The sequence below is a fragment of the Pseudomonas sp. FFUP_PS_473 genome (assembly GCF_002858665.1).
Taxonomy (GTDB): Bacteria; Pseudomonadota; Gammaproteobacteria; order Pseudomonadales; family Pseudomonadaceae; genus Aquipseudomonas; species Aquipseudomonas defluvii.
In genome coordinates this window covers 1-20,131 of the sequence record NZ_PJQQ01000030.1, presented here as the reverse complement: position 1 = coordinate 20,131, position 20,131 = coordinate 1, and the positions used below count along the sequence as shown (strand labels likewise).

22 protein-coding genes and 2 pseudogenes are annotated in these 20,131 nt (G+C 58.2%); 8 read left to right on the top strand and 16 right to left on the bottom strand.

Going from position 1 to position 20,131, the window contains the following annotated elements; translation table 11 throughout:
- Nucleotides 1–83 precede the first annotated feature (83 nt).
- The 5 genes and pseudogenes from CYD26_RS19015 (at nucleotide 84) to CYD26_RS18990 (ending at nucleotide 3,269) form a co-directional block, all read left to right on the top strand.
- Entirely contained in the window at nucleotides 84–491 is a 408-nt protein-coding gene (locus CYD26_RS19015; protein ID WP_065760721.1) for an antitoxin Xre-like helix-turn-helix domain-containing protein, read from the top strand.
- A 302-nt stretch (nucleotides 492–793) separates the two neighbouring features.
- Nucleotides 794–1,354 carry a hypothetical protein gene (locus CYD26_RS25575; RefSeq protein WP_065760723.1) on the top strand — a complete coding sequence of 187 codons (561 nt, stop codon included), beginning with the start codon at nucleotides 794–796 and terminating at the stop codon, nucleotides 1,352–1,354.
- A gap of 47 nt (nucleotides 1,355–1,401) precedes the next feature.
- Nucleotides 1,402–1,665, top strand: coding sequence for a BPSL0761 family protein (locus tag CYD26_RS25720; RefSeq protein ID WP_083199843.1), 264 nt, complete (start codon nucleotides 1,402–1,404; stop codon nucleotides 1,663–1,665).
- A 2-nt stretch (nucleotides 1,666–1,667) separates the two neighbouring features.
- Entirely contained in the window at nucleotides 1,668–2,306 is a 639-nt protein-coding gene (locus CYD26_RS18995; protein ID WP_065760724.1) for a DUF6088 family protein, read from the top strand.
- Nucleotides 2,307–2,606: 300 nt separating this feature from the next.
- Nucleotides 2,607–3,269, top strand: a pseudogene (locus CYD26_RS18990) (SDR family NAD(P)-dependent oxidoreductase).
- Nucleotides 3,270–3,312: 43 nt separating this feature from the next.
- Here the strand turns inward: CYD26_RS18990 and CYD26_RS18985 are convergent.
- From CYD26_RS18985 to CYD26_RS18920, 14 genes are all read right to left on the bottom strand, one after another.
- Entirely contained in the window at nucleotides 3,313–3,540 is a 228-nt protein-coding gene (locus tag CYD26_RS18985) for a YheV family putative zinc ribbon protein (RefSeq protein ID WP_065760725.1), read from the bottom strand.
- Nucleotides 3,537–3,935, bottom strand: coding sequence for a group II truncated hemoglobin (locus CYD26_RS18980; RefSeq protein ID WP_065760727.1), 399 nt, complete (start codon nucleotides 3,933–3,935; stop codon nucleotides 3,537–3,539). Before CYD26_RS18980 ends, CYD26_RS18985 begins: the two co-directional genes overlap by 4 nt.
- A 35-nt stretch (nucleotides 3,936–3,970) precedes the next feature.
- Nucleotides 3,971–4,279 (bottom strand): cyd operon YbgE family protein, encoded by a 309-nt coding sequence (locus CYD26_RS18975; RefSeq protein WP_049269381.1) that lies wholly within the window; start codon nucleotides 4,277–4,279, stop codon nucleotides 3,971–3,973.
- Nucleotides 4,254–4,370: a cytochrome bd-I oxidase subunit CydX gene (cydX, locus tag CYD26_RS18970; protein ID WP_049269383.1), complete on the bottom strand. Its 117-nt coding sequence runs from the start codon at nucleotides 4,368–4,370 to the stop codon at nucleotides 4,254–4,256. Before cydX ends, CYD26_RS18975 begins: the two co-directional genes overlap by 26 nt.
- Before the next feature lie 105 nt (nucleotides 4,371–4,475).
- The gene (cydB, locus tag CYD26_RS18965; protein WP_102053314.1) at nucleotides 4,476–5,618 is read right to left on the bottom strand and encodes a cytochrome d ubiquinol oxidase subunit II; all 1,143 of its coding nucleotides are present in this window, start codon (nucleotides 5,616–5,618) and stop codon (nucleotides 4,476–4,478) included.
- Nucleotides 5,619–5,628: 10 nt separating this feature from the next.
- A complete protein-coding gene (locus CYD26_RS18960) occupies nucleotides 5,629–7,194 on the bottom strand; it encodes a cytochrome ubiquinol oxidase subunit I (RefSeq protein WP_102053313.1) in 1,566 nt (521 codons plus the stop codon).
- Nucleotides 7,191–7,406 (bottom strand): cytochrome oxidase putative small subunit CydP, encoded by a 216-nt coding sequence (gene cydP / locus CYD26_RS18955; RefSeq protein ID WP_065760880.1) that lies wholly within the window; start codon nucleotides 7,404–7,406, stop codon nucleotides 7,191–7,193. Before cydP ends, CYD26_RS18960 begins: the two co-directional genes overlap by 4 nt.
- 229 nt (nucleotides 7,407–7,635) lie before the next feature.
- Nucleotides 7,636–8,124 (bottom strand): Dps family protein, encoded by a 489-nt coding sequence (locus tag CYD26_RS18950; protein ID WP_100250148.1) that lies wholly within the window; start codon nucleotides 8,122–8,124, stop codon nucleotides 7,636–7,638.
- Nucleotides 8,125–8,290: 166 nt separating this feature from the next.
- Nucleotides 8,291–8,476: a DUF2892 domain-containing protein gene (locus CYD26_RS18945; protein WP_065760879.1), complete on the bottom strand. Its 186-nt coding sequence runs from the start codon at nucleotides 8,474–8,476 to the stop codon at nucleotides 8,291–8,293.
- A 12-nt stretch (nucleotides 8,477–8,488) separates the two neighbouring features.
- Nucleotides 8,489–9,043 (bottom strand): rhodanese-like domain-containing protein, encoded by a 555-nt coding sequence (locus tag CYD26_RS18940; protein WP_065760878.1) that lies wholly within the window; start codon nucleotides 9,041–9,043, stop codon nucleotides 8,489–8,491.
- Nucleotides 9,044–9,057: 14 nt separating this feature from the next.
- Nucleotides 9,058–9,438 (bottom strand): rhodanese-like domain-containing protein, encoded by a 381-nt coding sequence (locus CYD26_RS18935; protein ID WP_065760877.1) that lies wholly within the window; start codon nucleotides 9,436–9,438, stop codon nucleotides 9,058–9,060.
- The gene (locus CYD26_RS18930) at nucleotides 9,435–11,204 is read right to left on the bottom strand and encodes a SulP family inorganic anion transporter (RefSeq protein ID WP_065760876.1); all 1,770 of its coding nucleotides are present in this window, start codon (nucleotides 11,202–11,204) and stop codon (nucleotides 9,435–9,437) included. Before CYD26_RS18930 ends, CYD26_RS18935 begins: the two co-directional genes overlap by 4 nt.
- Nucleotides 11,201–12,943 carry a bifunctional protein tyrosine phosphatase family protein/NAD(P)/FAD-dependent oxidoreductase gene (locus CYD26_RS18925; RefSeq protein WP_065760875.1) on the bottom strand — a complete coding sequence of 581 codons (1,743 nt, stop codon included), beginning with the start codon at nucleotides 12,941–12,943 and terminating at the stop codon, nucleotides 11,201–11,203. Before CYD26_RS18925 ends, CYD26_RS18930 begins: the two co-directional genes overlap by 4 nt.
- A gap of 9 nt (nucleotides 12,944–12,952) precedes the next feature.
- Nucleotides 12,953–13,816 carry an MBL fold metallo-hydrolase gene (locus CYD26_RS18920; protein ID WP_065760874.1) on the bottom strand — a complete coding sequence of 288 codons (864 nt, stop codon included), beginning with the start codon at nucleotides 13,814–13,816 and terminating at the stop codon, nucleotides 12,953–12,955.
- Between the two features lie 440 nt (nucleotides 13,817–14,256).
- On the opposite strand from CYD26_RS18920, the gene katG reads away from it, so the two are divergent.
- Entirely contained in the window at nucleotides 14,257–16,431 is a 2,175-nt protein-coding gene (gene katG, locus CYD26_RS18915) for a catalase/peroxidase HPI (RefSeq protein WP_065760873.1), read from the top strand.
- A gap of 191 nt (nucleotides 16,432–16,622) precedes the next feature.
- Nucleotides 16,623–17,702, top strand: a complete 1,080-nt coding sequence (locus tag CYD26_RS18910; RefSeq protein ID WP_065760872.1) for an FAD-dependent oxidoreductase — start codon at nucleotides 16,623–16,625, stop codon at nucleotides 17,700–17,702.
- Between the two features lie 16 nt (nucleotides 17,703–17,718).
- Here the strand turns inward: CYD26_RS18910 and CYD26_RS26005 are convergent, their stop codons facing one another.
- Both CYD26_RS26005 and CYD26_RS26000 read right to left on the bottom strand, forming a co-directional pair.
- Entirely contained in the window at nucleotides 17,719–18,087 is a 369-nt protein-coding gene (locus CYD26_RS26005; RefSeq protein WP_371917246.1) for a CZB domain-containing protein, read from the bottom strand.
- 27 nt (nucleotides 18,088–18,114) lie between these two features.
- A pseudogene (locus tag CYD26_RS26000) lies at nucleotides 18,115–18,387 on the bottom strand (methyl-accepting chemotaxis protein); the annotation flags it as partial.
- A gap of 549 nt (nucleotides 18,388–18,936) precedes the next feature.
- On the opposite strand from CYD26_RS26000, the gene CYD26_RS18900 reads away from it, so the two are divergent.
- Complete coding sequence (locus tag CYD26_RS18900) at nucleotides 18,937–19,914, top strand: IS5 family transposase (protein WP_102053312.1); 978 nt, start codon at nucleotides 18,937–18,939, stop codon at nucleotides 19,912–19,914.
- Nucleotides 19,915–20,131: the final 217 nt, after the last annotated feature.

Here is a 20,131-nt window from a genome sequence, read left to right as displayed (position 1 = left end):
TTCGAGGGTTAAAAACCCGAGCATCAGGTTACTGTGTGTCACAGCCCGATCATTTTTGCTGATTAGAGACAGGAGCTTCCGTCATGCATGCAACATCCAGAATTCGCGCATTCTCGACGGATCAAAGTGGCGTAATTCTACGCACGGCCCTGAGGGTCCTGGAGAAATGGAAGGCCACTACCGAGCAGGCGAGCAATGTTCTTCGTGTCTCGCGCAGCAGCATTTCTCGTGCTCATCAGGGCAAAGGCGTTGAACTCGACCGTGATCAACTGGAGCGGGCCAGCATTGTCTTGAACTGCCACGCTAGCCTGAGGCTGGTCTTTGATAACCCTGAAAACGTCTACGGCTTTATGGGGCTTGAGAACCAAAACGAATTCTTCAATGGACGTAAGCCGTTGGAAATTATGGCGCAGGGCGACCTCATGTCGCTTTTGGAGACCTACAAACGAATCGACGCATTTTGTGCGGTTAGTGAACCTGGTGCGGACTAATCCTCAGCACGAATGAGCGCTCATGGGTCATCCTGATTTCCCAATCTGGGTGTCGACGAAATTTTCAGCGCTAGCGTTAGAACAGTAGAACATCGGGTTACCGTGGCATCTCGTTTGTAATCGGGAGTACACGTTGATGAGATGGTTTTTTGTGACGATGTTGTGTGGTGGCGTTGGTCTTTGGGTGGGCGCCCAATACCAAATACCTCAGTGGATTATGTGGTTGTTGTTGTCACTGGGTACTGCTCTGTGGGTATTTGCCAAGTGGCATGAAAGCCGGGAAGCCGAGCAGGAGCGCAATCATGATCGTGCGTAATGATCAGGATTGGGCCGCATGGGATTTCGCAAATCTGCAGGCTTTGCAGCTTTCAACTAGGCAGACACTACTCGGCATCGCCCCCTATCTGGAGCGCCTGCAGAGTGGGCAGGACAACTTAAGGGAATTACAGGTAGATGGACTACTGTTCTTCGCGGTAGAGCTGATTGAGGGTGTGTTGGTAGACCCTGCGTTGCCTGCAGAATTCGAGAATCTAGACAGCCAGCAGCATACCTACGTATGCAAAGCCCGCTGGTGGAATCGTCCATTTATCGAGCGTTGTAGTTGGGAAGGACCTTATGGGCTGGAGGTGAGTCATCGGGCTAGCCACGCTGCGATAGGTAAAGTCTTCCCCGAACTGGCGGCAAGAGATGTGGAAAAACATATCGCAGCTTTAAAGGCACTCTGGTTTAGCGATTGGCCAACAGGGGTTCGCTACGAAGTGTGCTGTTTTGATAGCACCGCTACTGGCGGCTTAACGAGCTGGGGAACTTTTAATTCAATCCCCGAAGCGCTGGGCTGCATTATGGGTGGTAGGCGCTGGTAAGCGCTTTAGCTAGCCGCGACCTTCATATTCCGTCTGGGAGATAACGATTGACCCTACCGTATGAAAGAACTCGTACCCTCGTCAAAACAGAGGAGTTCTTGCGTGAGCTCTCCCGTGATGCGGGCCTACCGCAGGGAATCCGCAGTTATGCGAAAAGTTTACTCAGGCACTACCCCTCTTCAGCTGAGGTGTTCTCGCTGGGACGCTTGGAGGAATGCTTAGCAAGCGGTGCCGATGATGACGAATATCGGCGTCGAGTTATCGCCTACCACCAGCCGCTGCTCTGCTCGTCGCTGGAGCAGAAGCGATAGCAATGGCCCACTATTTGACTGAACCACCGGTATCTCAACTCGTTATGCAGCGAGTTAAGCGGCTGCGCAAAGGAAGACCTTTCAGCATCCGCGACTTTGCAGAGCTTGGTACGAGTACGGCCATCTCCAAAGCAGTAGCCCAGTTGGTTCGGCAAGGCGAGCTTGAGCGTGTGTGCCGTGGCATTTACATGCGCCCCCAATACAGCCAGCACACTGGCAGAGCTTTGCGTCCTGGGCCATTGGACTTGGTAAATCTGATTGCCAAGAAAAACAGTTGGACACTGCAGATTCATGGCGCTGATGCAGTGAGGCGATTCGGTCTGAGTACACAGATGCCGGTCATTCCGGTCTATTACACCAGTGGCCCTAGCCGATCGATATCTTTAGGCAAGGCAGATATAAGGCTTGTACATGCTGCTCCGATGGTTATGCAGCGCGCAGGAACCAAGGTCGGAATGGCCATCAGCGCTTTATTTTATCTCGGTAAAGGCGGCATCACTCAGGAGGATGTGGCTGTAGTTAAAAAAGCGCTTAGCCCCGAAGAAATGAACAAACTATTGGCCTGCAGAATGCCGAAATGGATGCGCATGGCGCTGATGCGAAGTTGCACTGTCTCAGCCACCGAGTTGCATTCCAGCTGACCGGGAATTTTCATTGGTATCGAACATTAAACACGGTAATGACGACCGGCCGAAATCGGCCGATTCTGTTGAAAAAGTCGGTTTCTGGGAGCGCTGCTTTTCGGCAGCTCAAAAATCGCTCGATTCAGGCGTTGCTACGTAAAAACCAAGACAGCTCCGCCTTCTGATCGAACCAGATTTCAACGTCGCTAACGCTCTTTCATGGGCAAAAATCGCGACGGGACTTTTTCAACAGAATCGGCCAAAAGCGGACGGCAGGTGTCTAGTAAATAAATCTGTCCCCTTCCCCTCCACGGTGGCTTGGACATCCTGGTCAATAACGCAGGTGTCTTTAATCCAAAGCCCTTCCTAGAGGTAAATCCAGCCGAGTACGACTGGTTCCTCGATACCATCCTCAAAGGCAAGTTCTTCATGGCCCAGGCGGCGAAAGCCATGCAACAGCGCGGTGGCGGCGCCATCGTACAAATCGGTTCGCTTTGTGCCATTCAGGCTATCAGTGCCACACCCTCAGCTGCCTACTCCGCCGCCAATACCGGCGTACATGCGCTTACCCGCAACCTGGCCATCGAGCTGGCCAGCTCGAACATCCGCATCAATACCTTAGCTCCGGCTGTGGTAGAGGCTCCGGTCTACGGAACCTTTATGGATGCTGAGTAGGTCAAGGAAGTGTTGCCGACCTTCGACGCTTTCCACCCGCCGGGACGCAATGGCCAACCTGCGGACGTGGCGTTAGCCATTCTCTTCCTCGCCTCGCAAGACGCTTCGTGGATCACCGGAACCGTAGTACCGGTTGACGGCGGTGACACCGCTGGACGGAACTGCGGGACGACCAGATTGAATAGCTGGAAAGACTATTTCGCCAATCTCATGAAATGCGTCGGCGAGTTTGGCAAGCTGGCTCCGGAAGCCATGCGTGGATTGAACATGCTTGACGTTGCTTGCTCATCAGACACCTCTCTATGACGAGCATTCTCGCCCTAGATGGGTGTCCGGGGTCAGTAGACCACTACGCGTCATCCTTCTCGTCGACGGCGACCAGCGTAATGGCACCACTGCTTTCGTCCAGTTTGTCGCTGTAGCCGCAGGCGACACATTCGCGGTGCGGCACACCTTCCACGAACCACATGCGTACGCTGTCCATGCGCTCGCACGCGGGACAACTAGCGCCAACGATGAACTGCTTCTTCGGCTCCAGCGCTGCTGGGGCAGCGGGTACTTTCGGCTGCTCGTTCATGATTCACCCCGGTTGCGCAGGAAATCTCCGGTCTTGGCGAAGGCATCTTTCAGGTAGGCACGCAGCTCGGCATCCATCGGCGTGTCGTCCAGCGCCAGATTCATGCAGTGCAGCCACTGGTCGCGCTCGCTCTTACCAATAGAGAACGGCAAATGCCGGGCGCGCAGGCGCGGATGGCCGTGCTTTTCGATGAAGCGCTGGGGGCCGCCGAGCCAGCCGCTGAGAAAGTCGAAGAACCTATCGCGGATCTCACGGGTGTCGGGGTTGTGCATGTCGCGCACGATCTCAACGCCCTGCTCACTGAACATCAGGTCGTAGAAGCGATCAACCAGCTGGCGCAGCGGCTGGTCCCCGCCCAGTTGCTGATAGGGGATTAATTCGGATGCGATTGCCATGAGGGCCTCTTGCAGCGGAAGGTGCCGGCGCAGGATCAGCCCTGCGCCCGCCATAGGATCAGGTAGCCAAGGCCGAGGAGCAGCCAGCAGCCCAGCGGATGGAAAATCGTGCGCCACAGTCGGCTGTACGGATCGAAACCGACGCCGTGGACGAAGCCGCCGCTGATGCCGAGCATCACCAGCATCAGCAGGCTGTGGCTGTAACCGCCCTGATCGTCCAGGTAGGCCGCAGGGTGAATTAGCAGCAGCAAGGCCAGCGGGCTGGCCAGCAGCAGCGACAGCGCCCGGCTCCATGGACGCCGCAGCAGGGGGCGGACCTCAGTCGTCACCGACCGGTTCCTCATCGAGGTTCTGCGTGGTCTCCAGCCATAGGGCATTGATGATGCCGAAGCTGCAGGCCAGCAGCACGCCGAGAATCCAGGTGAAGTACCACATCTGTCGTTCTCCTTGGCCCTGAGTGGGCATTGATCGGATAGGAGCAAGTTTGTTCGCGATGCCGTGTGATGATCGCCAGCAAACGAGCTCCTACGGTTCGGGGTTTCAGTACAGGCCGTGCGGGTTGCTTTCGATGGTCTGGTCGGTCAGCCGGCCCCACATGCGGGTGTAGCACCACAGGGTGTAGAGCAGGATCAGCGGGACGAAGATGCCCGCCACCACCAGCATGATGCCCAGGGTCTTGTGGCTGGACACAGCGTCCCATACGGTCAGGCTCGACGCCGGGTCGAGGCTGGACGGGAAGACGAAGGGGAACAGCGCGAAGCCCGCAGTGCAGATGGTGCCGACGATGGCCAGGCTGCTACCGAGGAAGGCCACGCCGCCTCGGCTGAACAGCGCGCCGAGCAGCGCCAGTACACCGCCAGCCAGGCCCGCCAGCGGGGCGATGCGGGTCAGCGGGTACTGCGCGTAGTTGGCCAGCCAGCCGCTGTTGTTGAGGCTTACCTGCTTGTGCAGCGGGTTGAGCGCCGCGCCCAGATCGGCGAAGCCGCCGACCAGGCTGAAGCCCTGGATGCCCAGCGCCAGCCAGGCCCCTGCGCCGGCGAAGGCAATCAGGAACACCAGCGCGCACAGCTGGGTAGCCCTGCGCGAGCGCTGGTACAGATCGGCGTCGGTACGCATCATCAGCCAGGCGCCACCATGGGCACAGAGCATGCTCAGGCTGACCACCCCGGCGAGCAGGGCGAACGGGTGCAGCAGGGCGAAGAACGAACCCTCGTAGGTGGAGCGCATCAGATCGTCGAGGCGGAACGGCAGGCCGAGGAACAGGTTGCCGAAGGCCACACCGAACAGCAGTGCCGGGGCCGCGCCGCCGACGAAAAGCGCCCAGTCCCAGGCGCTGCGCCACTTCTGGTTTTCCAGCTTGCTGCGGTAGTCGAAGCCGACCGGGCGACAGAACAGCGCGAACAGCACCAGCAGCATCGCCCAATACAGTCCGGAGAAGGCTACCGCGTAGACCATCGGCCAGGCGGCGAACAGTGCGCCGCCGGCGGTGATAAACCACACCTGGTTGCCATCCCAGTGCGGCGCGATGGTGTTGATCGCCACCCGCCGCTCGTTGTCGGTCTTGCCGACGAAGGGCATCAGTGCCATGGCGCCCATGTCGAAGCCGTCGGTCAGGGCGAAGCCGATCAGCAGCACGCCAACCAGCACCCACCAGATCAGCTTGAGGCTTTCATAGTCGAACATGGTTGTCTCCTCAGGCGGCGGCCGGCTGCTGTTGTTCGAAGTGGTAACGCCCGGTGTGCAGGCTGGACGGGCCGAGGCGGGCGAACTTGATCATCAGGTACATCTCCACCACCAGCAGCAGGCTGTAGAAGGCGATCAGCGCGGTCAGCGAACCCCACACGTCGCCGGCCGACAGGCTGGAAGCGGACAGGTGGGTGGGCAGCACCTCGCCGATGGACCAGGGCTGGCGGCCATGCTCGGCCACGTACCAGCCGGTCTGCGCGGCGATCCATGGCAGCGGCAGGCTGAGCAGCGCCCACTTCAGCAGCCAGGGCTTGCGCTCCTCGTTCTTGTGCGCCGAGGCCCAGAAGGCGCAGGCGAACAGCGCCAGCATGAGGAAGCCGCAGGCGACCATGATGCGGAAGGTCCAGAACAGGCTGAACACGTTGGGGATGGTGTCCAGCGCGGCTTGCTTGATCTGCGCCTCGCTGGCGTCCACCACCTTGGCGGTGTACTTCTTCAGCAGCAGGCCGTAGCCAAGGTCCTGCTTGACCGCCTCGAACGCGGCAATGGTCGCGGCGCTCTTGTCGCCGCCACGCAGCTGCTCCAGCAGCGCGTAGGCCTGCATGCCGTAGCGGATGCGCAGCTCATGCTCGGCCACCAGCTGCTTGATGCCCTTGACCTCGGTATCCAGCGAACGGGTGGCGATCAGGCCCAGCGCGTAGGGAATCTTCACCGCGTAGTCGGTACGCATTTCCTCCTGGTTGGGCAGGCCGAACAGGGTGAAACCGGCCGGCGCGGGGTGGGTTTCCCACTCGGCCTCGATGGCCGCCAGCTTGGTCTTCTGTACGTCGCCGATCTCGTAGCCGGACTCGTCGCCCAGCACGATGACCGAGAGGATCGAGGCCAGGCCGAAGGCAGAGGCGATGGCGAAGGAGCGGCGGGCGAAGCCCAGGTCACGCTTCTTCAGCAGGTAGTAGCTGGAAATCGCCAGGACGAAGATCGCCCCGGTGACATAGCCGGCCGCCACGGTGTGGACGAACTTGACCTGCGCCACCGGGTTGAACAGCAGGGCGCCGAAGTCGGTCAGCTCCATGCGCATGGTTTCGTAGTTGAACTCCGCGCCGACCGGATTCTGCATCCAGCCGTTGGCGATCAGGATCCACAGTGCCGAGAGGTTCGAGCCGATGGCCACCAGCCAGGTCACCGCCAGGTGCTGGACCTTGGACAGGCGATCCCAGCCGAAGAAGAACAGGCCGATGAAGGTCGATTCGAGGAAGAACGCCATCAGCCCCTCGATGGCCAGCGGCGCGCCGAAGATGTCGCCGACGTAGTGGCTGTAGTAGGCCCAGTTGGTGCCGAACTGGAACTCCATGGTCAGCCCGGTGGTGACGCCGAGGGCGAAGTTGATGCCGAACAGCTTGCCCCAGAACTTGACCATGTCCTTGTAGACCTGCTTGCCGGTCATGACGTAGACCGACTCCATGATGGCAAGCAGGAAGGCCAGGCCCAGCGTCAGGGGCACGAACAGGAAGTGGTACATCGCGGTCATGGCGAATTGCAGACGCGACAGGTCGACGACGGTTTCCGAGATCATCTCGGGGTCTCCTCGGCAAGGGGGGAAGACGGTGTGGCAGGACGGGTGAACAGATGGCTGTCCAGGCGTTCGGTGCCGTTTTCAGGCAGGGTCGGTTGGTCGAACCAGATGGCCTTGATGCCGAGCAGCAGGGCCAGTTTGATCAGCAGGATCGCGGTGATTTCCCGTACCAGCGGGAGGCGCCAGGGTGATCGGGGGGCGGCTTTACTCATTTTGGTTCACCGGAGGAATCTGGGCGGCAAAAAAGTGCTTCAGTTCAACCTCACGCCCCCATCATTTACCTGCTGATAAGAATACTCGTGGGGGTATTTTAGGGTTTTGATTCGAGTCAAAGCCCTTTGCTGTTTAAGGCGAGCATCTACGGCTGTATCGGGAATTGGTATCAAGGCTCTCCTACAAGCGCATCAGTCGCTTGCAGGAAAGCCAAGCATCCGCCGGGAGCTATTCCTCAAGCAGGCTGCGCAGCATCCAGGCAGTCTTCTCGTGGACTTCCAAGCGCTGCGTGAGCAGGTCGGCAGTGGGCTGATCATCGGCCGCTGTCACCGTGGGGAAAAGCTTGCGTGCAGTGCGCGCCGTCGCTTCCTGAGCCTCCACGAGGTGGCGAACCATGTCATCCGCTTTGGGCACGCCTTCGACTTCCTTGATGGATGCCAGCTTGACGAACTCCTTGTACGTGCCCGGAGCGGGGTGCCCCAGAGCGCGAATACGCTCGGCGATCATGTCCAGTGCATTCCACTGCTCGGTGTATTGCAGCATGAACATCTGATGGAGGCCGTTGAACTGCGGGCCCGTTACGTTCCAGTGGAAATTGTGAGTCATCAGATACAGCGTGTAACTGTCTGCCAACAGGGCAGATAGGCCTTTGACGATTTTTGTGCGATCAGCGCTGCTGATGCCTATATCGATGGGCTTGATCTTCTTACTTGCCATCTTCATTTCCTTTTTTGGCTGAGTGGTGATCTGTCTGGAAAAATTTGCAGCAGGGGTGTTAGCACGAGTGAAAAATTGACCCTTGGTTTCTGCTCAGTGGAAACCGAGACGCTAGCACCTCTACTGCACTCGCTATTCAGCACAAGGCATCCTGTTTCAACCTCAGTTATTGCCTTGGGCAGGTTTTGATACCTACAAGGCTATACGCCGGGCACCAGCTCAAGGCGCCAGTGGCCAGTGGCAGCACGCCAATCCATGCCCAAATGGGGCCACCCAGTACTGCCCAGAGGATGAGCGCCACCCCAGCCAGAATGCGAATGAGCCTGTCGATACCACCTACGTTTTTCTTCATGATCGAACTCCATTAAAGACTGTTATTGGCACGGTACATCTTGAGAGGGTTCATCTTGGCGCTCCATGGCAGGCCGCTGTTCTGCCAGCCGCCTTGCAGGCGGAAACCAGCTTGCGGTCCTTCCTTGAGTGCAGGCCCCTGGAAGCCGTCGATTACATAACGCGCATTGGGAAATCCATTGGCTCGTAAGAAGTCCGCACTTGGCTTGCCGCGCTCGCTGCCGGAGCGGCACATGGTGATGATTTCGGCGTCAGCACTCAGGCCGCGCTCTTTGAGTGCTGCGCGGACTTCTTCGATGAAGCGAGGATTTTGCGTCACCTTGTAGGAGCCCCGCTCATCATCCCAAGTGGTGCGGTCCACCAGCAGGTAAGGAATATTGATGTCTACTGCATCGGTGAAGCCCACGAACATGATTTCCACCGGATCCCTGACATCGATGAACAGGAGCTTGGCCTCTCCTTGGCCCAGTTTGGCGTAGGTCTCCTGAGCACTGACACCGATGTCTGTATCAGCCAGGGCCGGCAGGCTTACAAGAGCCAGCAGCGTGGCAATGATTAGAGCTTTCATGCGTGTTCTCCTTGTCATTCGAAAGGCGGGAGCGTGGGGCGGGCGATGGGCTTACCTGCTTCTTGCCAAGCGTCGTAGCCACCCTGAATCGATCTGACCTGCAGATAACCCATATCTGCCAGGCTGCGAGCAGCCAGCGCAGCACGGCCGCTGGTCTTGCAGTACAGCATCAAATTCAGATCGCGGGCCGCCAGCTCAGGGCTATTGCTGAGCCTGAACTCCAGCAGGCCACGTGGAATGTTGATGGCACCTGGAATATGTCCTGCCTGGTACTCATCGGGTTCGCGTACATCAATCACAGCGTCAGCTTCGCGCATCAGCATTTCGGCAGCATCCAGGCTGACTTCGTCGATGTGTTGGCGGGCTTCCTCCACCAGGTCGTGTGCGGTCTTCATGGGGTTCTCCTGTCGGATGCTGTGAGTGAGTGACTGTGCTCAAGGGAGCCGTGGATCAGTTCTGGCGCCAAGGTTTTCAGAGCCTGGAACTGGCTGATGAAAACCTGCCCCCCGAAGCGATCTAGAAAGTCCGAGCGGCGCAGTTGATCCATGACCGGCCCTTTGACTTCTGACAGGTGCAGTTGTACCCCGGCGGTGTGCAGGCGCTCGGCGATAGTCTCTAGAGAGTCCAGGGCACTGGCATCGATCAAGTTGACCCCAGGGCACATCAGCACCAAATGTCGTACCTGCGGGCGGGAAGCGATCAGCTCGCTGATGCGCTCCTCCAGAAAGCGTGCGTTGGGGAAGTAGAGGCTTTCATCGACTCGCAGTGACAGCACACTGGGGGCCTCGATCACGTCAAAGCGTTGCACATTGCGAAAGTGCTCACTGCCCGGTACCAGGCCAACCACCGCCACATGAGGACGGCTGGTGCGATACAAGAACAGCAGTAGCGAGAGGCCCACACCTATGAGGATGCCAGCCTCCACGCCGATTAGCAGGACGCCGAGGAGTGTGGCCAGCTGGGCCGTGCCGTCCTGCCGAGAGTACTGCCAGGTACGCTTGAGCGAGCCCAAGTCGACCAGGCTGAGCACCGCGACGATGATGGTGGCAGCCAGCACGGCTTGGGGAAGGTCATGCAGTAACGGTGTTAGTAACAGTGCGCTGAAAGCAATTCCTGCTGCGGTGAATACCCCAGCCATAGGCGTCTGTGCACCGGCGTCATGGTTGACTACCGAGCGCGCAAAGCCTCCGGTGACTGGAAATCCACCGCTCAGTGCGGCGCCCAGATTGGCGGCACCCAGTCCCAATAGCTCGCTGTCCGGCTCGATGCGTTGGCGCTGCTTGGCAGCCAGCGTCTGGCCAACCGAAACGGACTCGACGAAGCCAACCAGGCTGATCAGCAATGCAGCCGGCAACAGCTGTAGCGCCAAGTGCAGATCTAACGAGGGTAACGTCAAGCCTGGCAGCCCCTGCGGGATTGCACCCACCACCTTGACGCCAGTCTGATCGAGCTGCAGCCCTTTGACGGCCAGGATAGCGAGGATGATCGCCAGCACAGGTCCAGCCTTGGCCAGGTTGCCGGCCGCTTGGGCAGAAAGACCCATTCTTTGCAGGAGCGGCCTTAAGCGGGCCCGAGCCCACCACAGCCAGGCCAGGCTCAGGATGCCGATCAGCAGGGTAGGCCAGTGCGTGGTTGGTAATGCCTTGAATAGAGCCGGAACCAGTTGCAGAAGGTTTTCTCCGGATACTGAGATGCCCAGCAGATGCTTGACCTGGCCAATAGCAATCAGCAGGCCGGAAGCGCTGATGAAACCCGAGATTACGGGGTGGCTGAGGAAGTTGGCGATGAAGCCCAGACGCAAAAATGCCATCAGGGTCAGGATCAGGCCGGACATCAGGGCCAGCAGGAGAGCGGCCCCTGCATAGGCAGGGCCTCCCTCAGGGAACAGTGGCTGCAGCGCGGCTGCGGTCATCAGCGAAACTACGGCCACTGGGCCGACCGCCAGAGTGCGGCTTGAACCAAACACTGCGTAGAGAAGCAGGGGCAGCAGGCTGGCGTATAGGCCGCTGACTGGTGGAAGCCCCGCGAGCATGGCGTAGGCCAGGCTCTGCGGGATCAGCATCAGTGTGACTATGAGTGCAGCCAGCCCATCCTGGGCCGCATGGGATCGATCATAATGCCGCCCCCACTCCAGGCAGGGCAGCCATTGGCTGATGCTCATTTTCGTGGTTCCTGCCCAAAGTCGCAGGCCGCAGATGCTTCCACCGGCAGAGGCTCATGGGGCAGGCGCTTGGGCTCGGCCAGCCATTCGCGCCCGCGCAGCATCATGTCGAAGTAGATGCTGGGCATCATTTTCACTTTCAGGTCCCAGGCCAAGCGGCGGGGTACCGCTGGGTCGAGCGGAAAGGTCGGTAGCAGCTTGCCGCCATAGCCAAACTCGGCCAATACGACCTTGCCGCGCTCGACCGTCAGCGGGCATGAGCCATAGCCGTCGTAAAGAGCGCGGGGCCCTTTGCCTGTCAGTATGGAGAGCACGTTCTCGGCTACTACCGGTGCCTGTTTGCGCACGGCGGCGGCGGTCTTGGCGTTGGGTGCGGCGCACACATCGCCGAGACTGAAGATATTGCCGAAGCGTGGATGGCGCAGGGTCTCATGATCAGCCTCGATCCAGCCGTCAGCATTCGCCAGTGGGCTCTGACTGATGAATTCGGGGGCACGCTGAGGGGGTACAACATGCAGCAGGTCGAAAGATTTCTCGATTTCCCGGCTGTTGCCTTGGGCGTCCACCTGCCTGAACCAGGCTTTGCGCCCCGGCCCGTCGACGGCCAGAAGGTTTGTATTGAAGTTGAGGTGGGTGCCGTAGCGCTCGACATACTGCATCAGCGGCGGCACGAAGGTGGGTACGCCGAACAGCACGGCACCGGCGGAGCAGAAGTCGACCTCAATGTTCGACAGCACACCTTGCTTCAGCCACCAGTCGCAGGAGAGATACATCGCCTTCTGGGGCGCGCCCGCGCATTTGATCGGCATGGGTGGCTGGGTGAACAGAGCTCTTCCCTGGCGCAGATTCTGTACCAGTTGCCAGGTGTAGGGGGCCAGCTCGAATTGGTAGTTCGAGGTGACGCCATGCTTGCCTAGGGTTGCCTTGAGTCCCTCGATGCCCTCCCAGTGCAGTGATAGCCCGGGGCAGACGATTAGCGTGCGGTAGCCAACGCGGTTGCCGTCTTCCAGAACAACACGCTGCTGGTCCGGCTCAAAGCCGGAAACGGCGGCTTTAATCCATTGGGCGCCGCGAGGAATGCAGCGGGCCATGGGGCGCTCCGTGCGAGCGCGGTCGAATATGCCACCGCCTACCAGGGTCAAGCCAGGCTGGTAATAGTGCTGTTCACGCGGCTCGACAATTGCTATGCGCAGGCCGGGCTCTCGTCTCAGCAAACTGGCACTGACTGCGCAACCAGCAGCGCCGCCACCTACTACCAGCACGTCATAGCGCTGGGTGGGTGTCAGGTCGGTCTTTGGCACGCTGAGGGGCGCTTTCTGCCAGCGTTCCTCCAGTCGGGGGGCGAGTCCTGTAAGGTCATAGCCAGCATCGCGGGTTGTGGCGAGTAACGTCAGTGGGTCGAGGTGATGAGCTTCGCTCAGGGCCCACAGGCTGGTTGAACGGGTGCCAGTGCGGCAGAAGGCCAGCACTGGGCCGCGCACCCTGTCGAGCAGCTCGCCAAAGGCACTGACATTATCATCGCTGATCTGACCGGAGCGAACTGGCAGGTAGTGATATTCCAGGCCGCTGGCCTCGGCTGCGGCTTGCATCTCGGCGGATGAGGGCTGGCCTTCGCCTTCACCATCCGGCCGGTTGTTGATCACGCTGCGGAATCCAGCGGCAGCTAAGGTACCCATGTCGGCCGGCTGCAGCTGGACCGCCACGGCGATGAAGGGCGTCAGACGTTTGAGCGAGTCCATGGTGTCACCTCAGAGCACGTCGAGCGGGATCTTCAGGTAGCGCGTGCCATTGTCTTCGGCAGGAGGGAGCTGGCCGGCACGCATGTTGACCTGAACCGAGGGCAGGATCAGGGTCGGCATGCCCAGCGTGGCGTCACGCTTGCTGCGCATGGCGACGAACTCCTCCTCGCTGACACCTTGGTGAACATGCACGTTGTGCGTGCGCTCCTCGGCGACCGTGGTCTCGTAGCGATAGTCATCCCGTCCAGGCGCTTTGTAGTCGTGACACATGAACAGGCGGGTTTCCCCTGGCAGACTGAACAGTTTGCGGATCGACCGGTACAGGGTATGTGCGCTGCCGCCAGGGAAGTCGCAGCGAGCAGTTCCGTAATCGGGCATGAACAGGGTATCGCCGACAAAACCGGCATCCCCAATCACATAGGTCATGCAGGCGGGAGTATGTCCTGGAGTATGCAGCGCACGCGCCTCGATACTCCCCAGTCGGAAAGTCTCACCATCCTGGAATAAGTGATCAAATTGGCTGCCGTCGGTTGCGAATTCGGTGCCCGCATTGAACAGCTTGCCGAAGGTGTTCTGCACCGTGGTGATGTTGGCGCCTATGCCTAGCTTGCCGCCTAGCTCACGCTTCAGATAAGGGGCTGCAGACAGGTGATCTGCATGCACATGGGTTTCCAGCAGCCATTGAACCTTAAGCTCTTGGCTCCGGACATGGGCGATCAGGCGATTTGCACTGGCGAAGGATGTGCGACCAGCTGCGGGATCATAGTCCAGGACGGAGTCAATGATGGCGCACTCGTGGGTGCTGGGATCACTGACCACATAGCTGTAGGTGTAGGTAGCAGGGTCAAAGAATGCTTCAACTTTGGGTTGCATGATAGCGCTCCTTTCAGATACCCCTGGGGTATGTGAGTAAGCCTATCTGTTTTCTGGTTCTATGCTTAGAACATTATCGAATATGAGATTAGGCGAAGCCTTTCCTGTGCAATGATTTTGAGATTATGTGATTGATATATAAGGATTTATATCGTTTATTGGATGACGATTGTACTGCTCGTCATCAACCCTGATGAGTCTCTAGACTTTACGTTCCTATGCCTGCTGGTGGCTGCAATGAGCATGTGATCACCTTGCGTAGGTATGACCTAGGCTTTTAGGACCATAGTCAAAATCAATACCCCAGGCAGTATAGGGATGGCCAGCTTCTGCTAGGTTGTCTTAACTCGCTTGCAGCTCTTCGACGAGTCGCAGTGAATCAAGCTGGTTCGTGCTCATGTGTCGCGAGCTGGTCTTACCTTGGAATCTGGGAGAATGAAATGGATACAAATCGTCCGAGTGCTGCGGGTCAATGTCCCGTGATGCACGGCGCCAATACCTCTTCTGGTAAGTCGAACATGGAGTGGTGGCCCAACGCTCTCAATCTCGACATCCTGCATCAGCACGACCGCAAGACGAATCCTTTCGCGCCAAGCTTTGACTACCGAGAAGAGGTCAAGAAGCTCGATGTTGCCGCCCTCAAGCGTGACCTCGTAGCACTGATGACTGATAGCCAGGACTGGTGGCCGGCGGACTGGGGGCACTATGGTGGCCTGATGATCCGCATGGCTTGGCATGCGGCGGGTACCTATCGCGTGGCTGATGGCCGCGGTGGTGCGGGATCCGGTAATCAGCGTTTCGCGCCGATCAACTCTTGGCCAGACAACGCCAACCTGGACAAAGCTCGTCGTCTGTTGTGGCCGATTAAGAAGAAGTATGGCAACAAGATCAGCTGGGCTGATCTGATCGTGTTGGCCGGCAATGTGGCCTACGAGAGTATGGGGTTGAAGACGTTCGGCTTCGCATTCGGCCGTGAGGATATCTGGCATCCCGAGCAGGATATCTATTGGGGTTCGGAGAAGGAGTGGCTGGCCCCGAGCGGCAGCGAGGGTAGTCGTTACTCTGGGGAGCGGGATCTGGAAAACCCGTTGGCAGCAGTGATGATGGGGTTGATCTATGTGAACCCAGAGGGGGTTGACGGCAAACCCGACCCTCTAAAGACCGCGCATGACGTGCGAATCACCTTCGCCCGCATGGCGATGAATGACGAAGAAACCGTCGCACTCACCGCTGGGGGTCATACCGTGGGCAAATGCCACGGTAATGGCAACGCTGCGAATCTCGGGCCGGCACCGGAGGGTGCAGACCTGGAAGAGCAAGGGCTTGGCTGGAACAACCACAAAACCCGTGGAATTGGGCGTGACACCGTGACCAGCGGCATCGAGGGCGCCTGGACCACTCATCCGACCACTTGGGATAACGGCTATTTCTACCTGTTGCTCAACTATGACTGGGAGCTGAAGAAGAGCCCTGCTGGCGCGTGGCAGTGGGAGCCGATCAACATCAAGGAAGAAGACAAGCCGGTGGATGTAGAAGATCCGAGTATCCGCTACAACCCGATCATGACCGATGCAGATATGGCCATGAAGATGGATCCGGAGTATCGCAAGATTTCCGAGCGCTTCTACAAGAATCCCGCCTACTTCAGCGACGTGTTTGCACGAGCTTGGTTCAAGCTGACTCATCGCGATATGGGGCCGAAAAGCCGCTACATCGGCCCGGAAATTCCGCAAGAGGACCTGATCTGGCAAGACCCAGTACCTGCTGGTCGCACTGACTATGATGTGGCTGCCGTCAAGGCCAAGATCGCGGCGTCTGGCCTTTCGATCGGCGACATGGTCTGTACGGCCTGGGACAGCGCTCGAACCTTCCGTGGGTCGGATATGCGGGGTGGCGCGAACGGTGCTCGTATCCGTCTGGCGCCGCAGAAAGACTGGGAGGGTAATGAGCCGGCACGCCTTGCCCGAGTGCTAGGGGTTCTCCAAGGAATTGCCGACGAGAATGGGGTCAGTGTCGCTGATGTGATTGTTCTCGCGGGCAATCTGGGGGTTGAGCAGGCCGCCAAGGCTGCCGGTTTTGCCATTACTGTCCCGTTCACACCTGGGCGTGGTGACGCCACGCAAGACATGACGGATGTCGAGTCTTTTGAAGTGCTTGAGCCCTTGCATGACGGCTTCCGCAACTGGCTGAAGAAGGACTATGTGGTCAGTGCCGAAGAGATGCTGCTGGATCGAGCCCAGTTGATGGGGCTGACAGCTCCGGAAATGACGGCATTGATCGGTGGTATGCGAGTCCTTGGTACCAACCATGGAGGTAGTCAGCATGGCGTATTTACCAGTCGTGTCGGGCAGTTGACCAATGACTTCTTCGTCAATTTGACTGATATGGCCAACACATGGGCGCCTGCAGGCCGGAATCTCTATGAGGTTCGTGATCGCAAGAGTGGCGCGCTCAAGTGGACTGCCAGCCGAGTGGATTTGGTCTTCGGATCCAACTCGATACTGCGTTCGTACGCCGAGGTTTATGCCCAAGACGATAACCGTCAAAAGTTCGTGCAGGACTTTGTTGCCGCCTGGGCCAAGGTGATGAATGCTGATCGCTTTGACATCGCTTAATCTCGTGAGCTGAGAAAAGCCCAGCCGATGACGGCTGGGCTTTATTTATTTCCGAGGTGGGGCTCAGCCCTTAGCAGGACAGTTATTCGGTGAAGATTCTCTTGGATGGTTCCCAAGACTTCTTTTTGGTTGGAAGCCGTGATGATCTGCGTACGTCTTAGGATGTCCGCTGTGATTGCTGGAGCCCACACATGCGCAAGCAGAAGGTTGCCATCGTCGGTGGCGGCTTAGCCGGTGTTTATGCTGCCTACCGCCTAGACCACGCTGGGATCGACTTTGATCTATTTGAGGCTCGCAGTCGTCTGGGAGGGCGTATCCACTCGACTAAGACTGGTTTGGATCTGGGGCCAACCTGGTTTTGGCCTGACTTCCAACCCCGTATGCACGAACTAGTGGCTGAACTGGGTTTAGACACATTCGCTCAGCACGAACACGGTGATGCGTTGCTAGAGCAAGGGCTTGGTCAGGTATCGCGCCGCCAGGGTTATCGTTCGGGTAATACTGCAATGCGAATCGAAGGCGGTACGACTCGTCTGATCACGACACTGACTGCCAGCTTGCCCGCCAGTCGAATCCGTCTCAGCACCGAGGTGGTCGCAGCCTACCTTGATGAGAACGGAGCAGCATTGCGTCTAGGCGCCGATCATCCCGAGTTGCATTCGTACAGCCACATTTGGCTGGCTATACCTCCTCGCCTCACGCGCCGCATTGCCTTAACTCCGGCGCTGTCAGATCACAGCCTCAGGCGCCTGTGCTCGGTTCCAACCTGGATGGCGGCGCATGCCAAATATGTCGCGCGCTACTCACATCCGTTCTGGCGCGAACAAGGGCTATCGGGTGATGCTTTCAGCTCCGTTGGCCCGCTCGGGGAAATCCACGATGCAAGCAATGGTGAAACATCGGCGCTGTTTGGTTTCTTCGCCATCGGCGCTGCACAGCGTGGGCGGATCGGTGAAGCGGAACTCCTCAATCTATGCCGGGCGCAGTTGATCCGCCTATTCGGCGACGAGGCAGACACACCTTTGGAGGATTGGATTCAGGACTGGGCCGCAGAACCGTTCACTGCTACAGCAGAAGACCAAACGCCTCCCCGCTGGCATAGCCTCCATGACTTAACAAATGCGGTTGGTCACCCTTGGGGTGGCCGACTAGCTCTGATCGGGAGCGAAGCTGGCGGCGAGCATGGAGGTTATATGGAAGGGGCATTGCTGGCAGTAAATGCAGCCTTGAGCCGGGTACTAGAGGCCCTCCTAGGAGACGATACTGAGTGACCGCTTCTGGCCGACTCTATGAATGGTTGCCGAGCTCACTGAGCAACTGGTTGACCTGCATACTGCTCTGCTCCATGTCGTTTACTGCGCGCAGGACCTTGTTCCAGTCCTGGCTTTGGGCGGCATGCAGAGCCTCATGGGCGGCATCGTGTATCAGTCGGTGCGGTTGTTCCAACTGTTGGTAGCTGCGTAGACGGCCATAGAGAGCCTGGGTATCGCTGTTTTCGCACCACTGCCCGAGTCGGCAAGTGTGGTGGTCACTAAGTTGAGTGTTGCTGTCGTGCTTGAACAGGCGCTGATAGACGGACAGCTTGAATAGCAGGTGGTCGAGTTTGACGGATTCGCAGAAAGAGCCGAGGGCAATACCCTCGATCAGTTGGTTCATGTGCTCGCCGAGCACCACCATTTCATCAAGAGTCTGAGCTGAGCTGGAGACATCGCCAGCCAGGCGCGAGGCTTCCTCTGAGAGGGTACCGATGGAACGGCTGGCGGTTTCGGTTTCCTGATTGATCGAGCCGACAAGCTGGCTGATTTCCTGGGTGGCCTGGGAAGTGCGCTGGGCCAGGGCGCGTACCTCGTCGGCAACCACGGCGAAACCGCGACCTTGTTCACCGGCCCGGGCAGCTTCAATGGCAGCGTTAAGAGCCAGCAGGTTGGTCTGGTCGGAAATTGCTTTGATTAGCTCGACGATGCGGCTGATCTCGCTGACCCGCTGACGCAGAAGTTCGACGCTCTGCACGCTGCTGATGCCCTGCTCGGCCATGATGCCGAGAGAGCTGGAGAAGCCGCCGAGCAGCGCCGAGGTTTGCTCGAAGACACCACTGTGCTGGCGCAGCTTGTCAACTTCACCATGCAGTCGGTTGGCTTGAGTCACAACACCATCACGGGTTTGTGACAGCGAGTCCTCGAACTGATCCAGTCTACTGTGCAGCTGGCTTTGGTATCGATTCTGTACATTCAGGTCTGTCAATTCTTGTTGATTCGACTGCTGCAGGCTACGCAAGGCCTCAAGCTCTTGCTGCATTGTGCGCTTTTCCCGCTCAAGCTGACTGACTTGTTGTTGCAGTGCTTCACTGCGCATGCGCCACTTGCGGTCGAACATGGTTTGACTCCGAGAATTCGATAGGCCGTTTCTACTTATCGCCTGTGACCTGTAGAACTTAAGGAAACTCTGAAAAAGACTTTCAGATTTGGTGAAATAGCCGCCTGATCCGAACACGACGGTTGAGCCCCGATGAAACAGATGTCCTTCGCCGATGCCGAGTACGCTGGCAAACGTAAGCAGACCCGCCGCGAGCGTTTCCTGATCGAGATGGATCAGGTCGTGCCCTGGAAGGGTCTGATTGCCTTGATCGAGCCGTATTATCCGAAAGGCGAAGGTGGTCGTCCGGCGTATCCGTTGATGGCGATGTTGCGAGTTCATCTGATGCAGAACTGGTTCGGCTACAGCGATCCGGCGATGGAAGAAGCGCTGTACGAGACCACTATCCTGCGCCAGTTTTCGGGACTGCATCTGGATCGGATTCCCGATGAAACCACGATCCTCAACTTCCGGCGCTTGTTGGAGAAACATGAATTGGCCGGCGGAATTTTGCAGGTCATCAACGGTTATCTGGGCGACCGTGGCCTGATGTTGCGCCACGGTACGGTGGTCGATGCGACGATCATTCATGCGCCGAGTTCGACCAAGAATAAAGACGGCAAACGCGACCCCGAAATGCATCAGACGAAGAAGGGGAACATGTATTTTTTCGGGATGAAAGCGCATATCGGCGTCGATGCCGAGTCGGGTTTGGTGCATAGCCTGGTGGGCACGGCGGCCAATGTGGCGGACGTGACGCAGGTCGAACAGTTGCTGCATGGCGAGGAATCATACGTGTCTGGCGATGCTGGTTACACCGGCGTGGACAAGCGTCCTGAGCATCAGAATCGCAAGATGATCTGGTCGATTGCCGCCCGGCCCAGCAGCTATAAAAAACACGCGAAAAAGAGTTTGATCGGGCGCCTGCGGCGCAAAATCGAATATGCGAAAGCACAAGTGCGGGCGAAGGTTGAGCATCCGTTCCGAGTGATCAAGCGTCAGTTTGGCTATACGAAAGTGCGCTTTCGCGGCCTGATGAAAAACACCGCGCAACAGGCCACGCTATTTGCCCTGTCGAACCTGTGGATGATGCGAAAACGACTGCTGGTCGCGGGAGAGGTGCGCCTGTAATGCGGGAAAAGCGCCTTGCAAAGGCGTCGCTCAAGGGTGAAACGATGAGTTAAGAACAGGAAAGGTCTGATTTCTGACCAGCCAGCGCTTTTTGAACCTCTACCAACGAGGGCATCAAAAATCGCTGACTACTTCAGACCTTCCTTAGAGGGTGTAGACAAAATAAAGTAAGCTGCTTGTCCCTTGCCTACACAGCATTGCACCATGCCTAAAACCG